7 protein-coding genes are annotated in these 9,451 nt (G+C 62.3%); 4 read left to right on the forward strand and 3 right to left on the reverse strand.

The window, feature by feature from the left end:
- Positions 1–79: 79 nt before the first annotated feature.
- Both ACJH6J_RS29385 and ACJH6J_RS29390 read right to left on the reverse strand, forming a co-directional pair.
- The gene (locus tag ACJH6J_RS29385) at positions 80–478 is read right to left on the reverse strand and encodes a hypothetical protein (protein ID WP_406804966.1); all 399 of its coding nucleotides are present in this window, start codon (positions 476–478) and stop codon (positions 80–82) included.
- A 70-nt stretch (positions 479–548) separates the two neighbouring features.
- Positions 549–1,667 carry a DUF3644 domain-containing protein gene (locus tag ACJH6J_RS29390; protein WP_302379054.1) on the reverse strand — a complete coding sequence of 373 codons (1,119 nt, stop codon included), beginning with the start codon at positions 1,665–1,667 and terminating at the stop codon, positions 549–551.
- A 306-nt stretch (positions 1,668–1,973) separates the two neighbouring features.
- Between ACJH6J_RS29390 and ACJH6J_RS29395 the strand changes: the two genes are divergently transcribed.
- The 3 genes from ACJH6J_RS29395 (at position 1,974) to ACJH6J_RS29405 (ending at position 6,477) form a co-directional block, all read left to right on the forward strand.
- Positions 1,974–2,477: an excisionase family DNA-binding protein gene (locus ACJH6J_RS29395; protein WP_302379057.1), complete on the forward strand. Its 504-nt coding sequence runs from the start codon at positions 1,974–1,976 to the stop codon at positions 2,475–2,477.
- Positions 2,478–2,507: 30 nt separating this feature from the next.
- On the forward strand, positions 2,508–3,098 hold the full coding sequence (locus ACJH6J_RS29400) for a PIN domain-containing protein (protein WP_302379058.1): 591 nt from the start codon (positions 2,508–2,510) through the stop codon (positions 3,096–3,098).
- 118 nt (positions 3,099–3,216) lie between these two features.
- On the forward strand, positions 3,217–6,477 hold the full coding sequence (locus ACJH6J_RS29405) for a helicase-related protein (RefSeq protein ID WP_302379060.1): 3,261 nt from the start codon (positions 3,217–3,219) through the stop codon (positions 6,475–6,477).
- A 302-nt stretch (positions 6,478–6,779) separates the two neighbouring features.
- Here the strand turns inward: ACJH6J_RS29405 and ACJH6J_RS29410 are convergent, their stop codons facing one another.
- The gene (locus tag ACJH6J_RS29410; protein WP_406804967.1) at positions 6,780–7,013 is read right to left on the reverse strand and encodes a hypothetical protein; all 234 of its coding nucleotides are present in this window, start codon (positions 7,011–7,013) and stop codon (positions 6,780–6,782) included.
- Here ACJH6J_RS29410 and ACJH6J_RS29415 point away from each other — a divergent pair.
- Complete coding sequence (locus ACJH6J_RS29415; RefSeq protein ID WP_406804968.1) at positions 6,966–9,248, forward strand: class I SAM-dependent DNA methyltransferase; 2,283 nt, start codon at positions 6,966–6,968, stop codon at positions 9,246–9,248. The two genes, ACJH6J_RS29410 and ACJH6J_RS29415, sit on opposite strands and share 48 nt — an antisense overlap.
- Positions 9,249–9,451 lie beyond the last annotated feature (203 nt).

The following is a 9,451-nucleotide window of genomic DNA, read 5'->3' on the forward strand; positions in this document are numbered from 1 at the left end:
GGACTCGGCACCGACCGAATCAACTGGAACGGAGGTCGCCTGAAACAAGCCGATCCACAGGTATTGACAATTCCTCGCCTCAGCGCGGGATCTGCATGTGATTGCGCATGACCTCGGTGGCGGCTTGCGTTGCTCCGCTCGCCTCCTGAAGCGCGCGTTTGGCGCCGTCGAACGCCTCCAATACCTCAAGCCAATGATCGAGATCGATCATTGACCGGTCGAGCTTGCCCGCCAACGAGCGGACGATGTCGGCGCTAATGAAGCTCATGCCCGCCAGCCGATTGACGATGTGATTGACCACCGCGGGATCGCTCACGCGGGTTCCGAAGTCGTCGATATCGCTGGCCAACGTGCACGTTTTCGAGAACAGGCGTTCGGAGAGCGCGACAAAGGGCGCCGCATCGCCCCATCGGGGGAAGTCAGGCACGCCTGGTTCAGTGCTCTCGATGGGCATCCTGGGCCAAATCTCGTTATCCATGACCGAACCCTATGAGCGTGAGCATGCATCTAGCGACGCCCCTGGATACGGAACTGCTCAGCTGCTCCGACTACCCGCTCGTGCCACCGTCATCGTCGAATTGAACGGAGGCATTGGAACGCGGCGCGGGTTTGCGCCTGGGCTCTAGCCCGGTCGCCTCGCGGAATCCACTCTCGTTTGCACATTTCTTGATCAGCCAGTTGACGCACGCCTCGGTGTAGAGATAGTCGCTATGGGCAGTGTCGTAGACGCACCACTCAGCCTTGGTGTTCTTCGGGTTCGGGTCCTTCTTGGGAGGTCTGACGTTGTGCTTCCGCCAGAAGTGGGCCATCTCGTGTGAGGGCTTAAATCGGAAGGGGATTGCGGATTCGACTCTCTGCGCAACCTGCCCGGGTTTGAACTTGTCGGCGTTCGTGACAACTTGGGTCCTGGTCTTTGTGATGACGAGACCGCCGTTGGCGGCGATCTCCTCGGCGGCGCGCTGCTGTTCCGGGGTTAGGTCGCGCTGGTTGATGAACTGTAGCGAGAGGTCGCCCTTTCGATTGCCGCTCTCCAACAACACGGTCAGCCGCATGCAGTACCTGGGATCACGCGAGACCTCGTCATCGAGTCCTGCGTCGTACTCGGCGAGGAACCGCCTCAGGTCCGCGGGCAGGGTCTTCGTGAGCTTCAACAGATCCGCCTTTCCCTGGTCGGTGAACCCACCGATGAACACGGGGAAGTGCAGCCTGTGAGCCAGAGAGTGCTTGGCCCCGGCGAACTCGGTGGTGAAAGCCTCGTAGTTGAGCAACATCGCATGGCACTCGCCGTTGACCACCGTGCGCAGTGCCTCGTCGCTTCCCGTGTGACGATGCTCAATCTTGTTCCGCAGCTCGATAAAGAACTCTAGGTTGGCCCGCACAGCGGGGTTGTCGGAAAACTCCTGCTTGACGAACCACTCCACGGATTGGGACATGCGTTCGCCGTTGATGTACTTGTACCTGCGGGGCCGCTCGCTCAACAGAACGTGGTAGTCCCTTGCCGCCCGGAGCCACTTCGCCTGAAACGCATAAGTCCACGCGATGTGCATGTGGACGATGAAGCCCTCAAGAGCCCGCTCGCGGCCGGGGTCGTTGAACAACGAAACTGCAAGCAGGGCCTCCTGCTGCGACGCCCGCAGGAGCAGCTCCCACCGCTGAGGTCTCGCCATCGACCGACCGCCCCTCCCCGAGCTGACGCTCGACGTCCGAATGATTCCACGGCGAGGGGAAAGTCATGGAGAGAGCGGCCACAGCGTGCGAAGTGTGTCTCGGGCCCCCGACGGCGCGTAGTAGCACGGCAAAGGCGATTGGGGACGGCGGGCCGCATAGGGCTGAGTGATTGCCGAAGAGTGGATTCCCTGGTGACGCAGCGGTGCTGTGCTGCTCGGTGTAGTTCACCCTTTCCTTTTCGTAATTTTCGTAACTCTGCTACGATTAGTCGGGTTCCAGCGGTGAGATGAAAGGAAGTGAGACCCATGAGCAGCGCCTCCGCGGAGATTGTCAGCCCGGTTCCGGCCGATGCCAATGGGCTTGCCGATGTCGTCAGCTTCATCGAGGCACACGAGGCCCGTCACGGGACCTCTCCTGAGCCTGCCTTCTTCCTGTCAGGTGCGAGCGAACACGACCGCGTCGAACTGACCGAACAGCTTCACGAGGTCCTCAAGCGTGCCGCCCACGCACTCAGCCACGGCCAGTCGATCAGCATCCTGACCCGCGACCAGGAAATCTCCACCCAGCAGGCCGCCGAGATCCTCGGCCTGAGCCGTCCCACGGTGGTTCGCCTCATCGATGACGGCGAGTTAGACGCCCACGTGCCAGGCACGGTCCGACGCAAGCTGCGGCTTGCTGATGTCCTGGCCTACCGGGAGGAGCTTCACGCCCGGCGCAACCGATTCATCGCCGAGAGCTCGGAGGAGTTCGCAGATGCCGGCGCCGACGAGGTTGCCGAGTTGCTCGCCGAGGCCAAACGCAAGCGTTGATCGCCCGCGGAATCTGAGAGATTCGCCCACGTGTATCGCGCTGTTCTCGACACCTGCGCCCTTGTGCCGAGCCTCCAACGCGACTTCCTGTTGCAGCTGGCCGCTGAGGAGGCGTACGCCCCGTTGTGGGGGTCTGGGATCCTTCTCGAGCTGGACTACGTACTCGCGGGACTGCACGAGAGGCGCGGGATCACTAACAGCGCCGGTCGCCGTCAGCACCTTCTCGATCAGCTGAAGCAGGCGTTTCCGGGCTCAGAGATTCATGCACCCAAAGACCGGGAGTACAGCTATGACCTCGATGATCTCGATGACGGCCACGTCGCCCACGCTGCGATCGTCGGTAAAGCTGACGCCATCGTCACCGACGATCGCAGGGCTGGGTTCAGCACGGCAAGCGTGCTCGTGGAAGCTGATATCGAGACGGTGCACCCACATCAGTTCGCCGCCAACACAGTGTCAGCACACCCGCATGCAGGACTACGCGCGTTACGAGAGATGTCGAATCGCCGAACCAACCCGCCGCAGACCTCGGAGCAGATCCTTGAGCAGCTGGTGGCACGGTACAACATGACCGAGGTCGCCGAGATCCTGCTACCGCTGCTGTCGGCAGACTTCCGATGACCACACTGACCAAGCGGGTACGGAAATCGATGGAGATTCGCGTAGCTACCGGGACGGTCGGTTCGCTGCTGTAGAAAAATCTGGGACCTACCGACTCACGGGGAAGCGGGCGCAAGCGGTGACGCGGATCTTCGACAACATCAAACTCGACCTGGGCTCACACCTGCAGAAGACACTGCAGGTGTCGAACACCATGGACGTTGCGGTCGGCTACTTCAACCTGCGCGGTTGGGCCGTCTTCGACCAGTTGGTCCGAGACAAAGCAGAGAGCAGGAACGAGGGCGACCCACCGATCGTCCGGATTCTCATCGGCATGGTCACCGCGGGCGTGCAGCAGGAGACTCTCGACGCACTGCAAGCGGACCTGGAAGGCACCGGTGAATCTGACGCCGATGCGAACGCCGCGCGGGACCGCAAGGCGATCCTGATCGAACAGCTCCGGGTGCAGGTCATGCGGGGACTGCCCACCGCTACGGACCGGGCGGTGCTGCAGTCGCTGCGCGATCTCTTGGCCTCGGGTGCCATCGAGATAAAAGTGCATACACGCCGCCCACTGCATGGCAAGACGTACATCTGTCACCGCGAGGACCTCAACAACCCGATCACCGGTTTCGTCGGGTCGTCGAACCTCACGCGGCCTGGTCTTACTGTGAACTTCGAGCTCAACGTCGATGTTCTCGACACCACCGCGGCGAAGGACCTCGCAGAGTGGTTCACCGACAGGTGGGACGACAAGTTCAGCCGCCCGATCACCGCTGACCTGCTCGACCTGCTCGACGAGTCTTGGGCGCGACGGGAACCGCGCCGGCCCTACGAGGTGTTCCTGAAGGTCTGCTACGACCTGTCCCGCGACGTTCGCGAAGGCCTGGCCGAATACTCGGTGCCGAGTGTCATCCGCGAGCAGCTGCTGGAGTATCAGGCCACCGCCGTGCAAACCCTAGCCAGGCGGATCATGACGCGCAGCGGGACCATGCTCGGAGACGTCGTCGGTCTCGGCAAGACACTAACGGCGATCGCGGTCGCGTTGATGCTGCGCGATGAGCACGGCTACATGCCGCTAGTGGTGTGCCCGAAGAACCTGGTAAAGATGTGGGAAGAGCATTTCGAGGCCTACGACCTACACGGCCGGGTGGTTCCCTACTCTATGGCCCATGCGATGCTGCCCACGCTGCGCCGGTACCAGCTGGTCATCGTCGATGAATCCCATACGCTGCGCAACGAAACCCGCCGCGACTACCAGGCGATCCGGAATTACATCGACGCGAACGACAGCAAAGCCCTGCTGCTCACGGCCACCCCTTACAACATCCGCTTCCAGGATGTCGCCAACCAGCTCGGCCTCTACATCGATGACGACGATGACTTGGGCATCGCCCCGGTCAATGCGATCGCCGCCGACCCACAGCTTGTGGACAAGGTCGATGGAAAGACAACCACAATGGCGGCGTTCCGGCGGTCTGAGGACCCGGACGACTGGAAGCGTCTGATGAGCGAGCACCTGGTGCGTCGGACCCGCACCTTCATCAAGAACAACTTCGCGCAGACCGACGCCGAAGGCCAGTATCTCGAATTCGCCGGCGGCAGCAGATTCCGTTTCCCACAACGCATCCCGAAGCCCGTAGACCACTCCTTCGGAAAGAACGACCCCGCGGCGCTCATGGCTGGCGACATCACTCTGGACACCATCACAGCGTTGTGTCTGCCCCGCTACGAGCTCGGCAACTACCTCTCACCTACCGCGGCACCGACCGAAGCCGAGCAGGAGTTCATCGACAACCTGGCCCGCGGCAGGGGACACGTCGCCGGGTTCGTCCGCACCACTTTCTACAAACGGCTCTCATCCTGCGGGCACTCGTTCACCTTGTCGCTGAAGCGGCACGTCGCCCGCAACGAGCTATTCCTGTACGCGATCGACAACGGGCTGGCGATCCCCGCCGGGACGATCACCGAGAACCAGTTCGGTGAGGACGACGACCCGAATAACGAGGACGACGAAGACACGCTGGCCAGCGCGGAGGGGCGCTACACGCAACTACAGGCGACCAACCCAGCCGGCCTGACGTGGATCCGCCCGGAGTTGTTCACCCCCGCGCTGCGCGAGGCTCTGCTCAAAGACACCGCAGCGTTGCGGGGGCTGCTCACCCTCTACGGCGACTGGAAGCCGGCGACCGACTCCAAGCTCGACGCACTCATCCACCTGCTCCAGTCCGACCACCCGGACCAGAAGGTTCTGGTGTTCACCGAGTACAAGGACACCGCTGAGTACATCGGGGCCGCGCTAAAGGCTGCGGGCATCGACAAGGTCGGCGTCGCCACCGGTGACAGCGAGAACCCGACCCGCCTCGCGCAGCGATTCTCCCCACACTCCAACACCCTGCCCGGCCACGAACCCGACGTCACACCCGACGAGGAACTGCGGGTCCTCATCGCCACTGACGTGCTCAGCGAAGGGCAGAACCTGCAGGACGCGCACATCGTCGTCAATTACGACCTGCCATGGGCCATCATCCGACTCATCCAGCGCGCCGGCCGTGTCGACCGTGTCGGACAACAGGCTGACACCGTCTTGCTGTACTCCTTCTTCCACGAATCAGTCGACAACGTCATCGATCTGCGTCGCAGGATCAGCGCTCGCCTACACGCCAACGCGGAGGCCTTCGGTTCCGACGAGCTATTCTTCGGCTCCGCCGGCGAGACCCAAACCATCGCCGACCTCTACAACGGGAGTCTCGACGACAACGACTCCGGAGACGAGGTCGACGCGTCGAGCCTCGCCTACCAACACTGGACACAGGCGACTGATAACGACCCAGACCTCGCGGCGAAGGTCGCAGGGTTACCCGACATGATCTCCGCCACCCGCCGAAAGCGTATGACCGACAACGACACTGGGGTGGTGTGCTACGTCCGCACCGACTCCGGCGTGGACGGATTCGGACGCGTCACCTCGGACGGCGCCACATCGCTGCTCACTGGCCACGAGGTGCTCAAGACCTTCGAAGCGGCTCCTGAAGAACCCGGTCTGGAGCCAGCTGAGGACCACGACAAGCTGATCGAGACCCTGGTCCGCGGCCCACTGGCCACCCCAACCCTTGCAGCCGGACGGCTTAGGGGAGTCCGTCGAACCTTGTGGAACCGCTTGGGCGCCACACTGCACAACCACAACGCTGACACCTCGGCGGCTCTCGACGACCTGTATCAACATCCGCTCACCAAGGACGCCGAGAACCGGCTCCGTCGGGCCATCCGCAATCAGGCAAGCGATGACGAACTCGCCACGCTGATCACCGCATTGCACCGCGACGGAGATCTCACCGTCACCGCCCGCAGCGGCAAAGACCCGATCCGCATCGTCTCCAGCATGGGAATCGCTGAATGACTGACAATCGACTCCTCGATCTCGTCGACGCCCACGAATTCCGCACCCTGTTTATCGACGAACTCGGTTGGGACAACCCGGACCGTCCGCCGCTGACGCTCGAAATCGACGGAACCGACTACACCCTCAATCAGGTGGCCGGTTACAAGGGCCTACGCATCTGGCACTGCCCGGTACTGCCACCCCGCCCCGTGCAGCGGCAAATCGACGTCCTTGTCGGGAAGGACAACCTGGAACGGCTCGTTATCTTCACCGATGAGCACCGACAGGAATGGCGGTGGCCGCGCCGGAAGCAACTCGCGTCAAGCAACGCGAAACTCGTTGTGCACCAGTACCACAACGGTGACCGCACCACTCATCTCGCCGATCGACTTCAAGCGATCGAGCTCGACTTCGACGAAGATCTCCCGCTCGTCACGCTGCTCGATCGGATGCGTGATGCGTTCGACCGAGAAGCCGAGACGGCGTCTGTCGCGGCCGCACGGCTCATGGGCACGCTGTACACCCACCTCGAATCCGCCGGTGTTGGTGAGCATGACGCCACTCTGCTGCTCGCGCGGCTCCTGTTCCTCTTGTTCGGTGATGACGCTGACATGTGGCGACCACCTGCACTTTTCGAGAATCACCTACGCAACCACACCAGCGCGGAGACTCTTCACACCGATCTGATCGAACTGTTCGAGGTGCTCAACACCCCGGTTGATCGCCGGACCGTGGAGGCGGGCAGCCCGCTCAGCTTTTTCCGCTACATCAACGGTGGACTGTTCGAGGACCCACTGCGGTTGCCGCAATTGAAAGCGGAGTTCCGCGGTGCGTTGCTGGAGGCGTGCAGCTTCAACTGGTCTGTGATCTCGCCAGCGGTCTTCGGATCCATGTTTCAGACGGTCAAGAGCAGGGAGGCGCGTCGACATGGCGGTGAGCACTACACCACGGAGCAGAACATCCTCAAGACAATCGAGCCCCTGTTTCTCGATGAGTATCGCGCTCGGCTGGACCGGGCCTGGGACGACAAGGGCCAACTCACCAAGCTGCACAACGAGCTCGGCCAGCTTCGCTTCCTCGACCCGGCCTGTGGGTGCGGGAACTTCCTCATCGTCGCCTACCGCGAACTACGTGCTCTTGAGCTAGACCTCCTCAAACGACGCCGAGACCTCGACATGGAGGCGATCGCAGCGGGAAAAAAGGTCGAGCGCGCACAGCTCTCGCTCGATGTGACGGCCAATATCAGGGTGACGCTCGACCACTTCTTCGGTATCGAGATAGAGGAATGGCCAGCTCGCATCGCTGAGACCGCAATGCTGTTGGTGGATCACCTCGCCAATCAACAGATGGCTGAGGAGTTCGGCGAATCGCCAGACCGCCTGCCAATCACCATTGCGCCAACCATCGTGCACGCGAATGCATTGCGAGTCGACTGGAACAAAGTCGTGCCCGCGTCACCGGCCATGGTGGTGTTCGGCAACCCGCCATACGCGGGTAAGAAGCAGCGCACCGCCCAACAGACCGCTGACATGCAGCACGTCTGGGGCACCGCTTACTCCGGCGAAGCCGATTACGTCACAAGCTGGTTCACCAAAGCGGTCGACTACTTCGGCGACATCCCCGGCCAGTGGGCCTTCGTCAGCACCAACTCGATGGCCCAAGGCGTCGTCGTCGCCCCCGTCTTCGGTTACCTGTTCGCCCGCGGCTGGCACATCACCTTCGCCCACCGCACCTTCGCATGGTCATCAGAAGCCTTGGGCCAGGCGGTCGTGCACTGCGTCATCATCGGGATGAGCAACCGCCCCGCCCGGCGGCATCGACTGTTCGAATACCCCACACCGACCTCACAGCCCATCGAACTCGACGTGCCAACGATCAACGCCTACCTCGTCGATGGCCCCAACGTCCTGGTCACCGACCGCCGGCGCGCTCTCAACCCGCAGCTCGACAGCGACATCCGCTTCGGATCAATGGCAGCCGACGGACGGCAGACGACAGACGACGTCGACAGCGGCGGCCTGCTCGTGAAACACACTGACTACACCGAGCTCGACCCCAGCGACACAGTCGCCGCCAAGTACCTGCGCCCGTTCGTCGGAGCACGCGAGCTCCTGCACGGCACACCCCGCTGGTGCATCTGGATTCCCGACGACGAGCTACCCACCGATGTAGCCAACTCCCCATTCCTGCAAGCCCGCATCGAGCACGTACGTCACTTCCGCTCAGAGGTTGCCAAAGACGTCGGCGTCCGCGCCGCCGCCGCCACGCCATGGCGCTTCAACCGCGTGCAGCAGCCAACCTCGACCTACCTCTGCATCCCCAGGCACGTCTCCGAGAACTACCAGTACTACCCGGCCGCACGATTCGATCCAGACGTCATCTCCGGCGATCACAACTTCGTCGTCGACGACCCGGACGGATTCTTCTTCGCCCTCATCTCCTCATCAATGTTTCTGACCTGGCAAAAAACCGTCGGTGGCCGCATCAAATCAGATCCACGCTTCGCAAGCACCTACACCTGGAACACGTTGCCGCTACCCACCATCGACACCCTGCTACGCGACCAGATCATCTACGCCGGCCAACAAGTACTCGCCGCTCGAGCGCTACACCCGTCGCGATCCCTCGCCGACCACTACAGCCCAGACACGATGGATCCCAAACTCGCTGCCGCACACCAACAACTCGACCGCCTCGTCGACTCCGCGTTCGGCGCCACTAGCGGCTGCGACAACCAGCTACAGCGCCAAGAGATCCTATTCGCTCGGTACGCAGAGCTCATCGCCTAGAGCCATTTCACATAGCAATACTGAGACGAGAGGCGTAACCCGTGAGCGAGGGCGTCCCCGATCTCTTCGCCGGCGCCAAGCCGACCCAGCGCGAGTAGTACGTGCTCAACTAGGTGTACTGACCATGGACGTTAGGTACGGCGTGGCGTGGTGACATGAAGAAGACCTCCGAGTGAAGTGCGAGCTGTCTAGGAACGCACCAA

Source organism: Mycobacterium sp. SMC-18 (genome assembly GCF_045310895.1).
GTDB lineage: Bacteria > Actinomycetota > Actinomycetes > Mycobacteriales > Mycobacteriaceae > Mycobacterium.

Excerpts from the sequence above, each read along its gene's own strand:
- ACJH6J_RS29385 (WP_406804966.1), bottom strand. The coding sequence starts at position 478 with ATGGATAACGAGATTTGGCCCAGGATGCCCATCGAGAGCACTGAACCA.
- ACJH6J_RS29390 (WP_302379054.1), bottom strand. The coding sequence starts at position 1,667 with ATGGCGAGACCTCAGCGGTGGGAGCTGCTCCTGCGGGCGTCGCAGCAG.
- ACJH6J_RS29395 (WP_302379057.1), top strand. The coding sequence starts at position 1,974 with ATGAGCAGCGCCTCCGCGGAGATTGTCAGCCCGGTTCCGGCCGATGCC.
- ACJH6J_RS29415 (WP_406804968.1), top strand. The coding sequence starts at position 6,966 with ATGGGCACGCTGTACACCCACCTCGAATCCGCCGGTGTTGGTGAGCAT.
- ACJH6J_RS29410 (WP_406804967.1), bottom strand. The coding sequence starts at position 7,013 with ATGCTCACCAACACCGGCGGATTCGAGGTGGGTGTACAGCGTGCCCAT.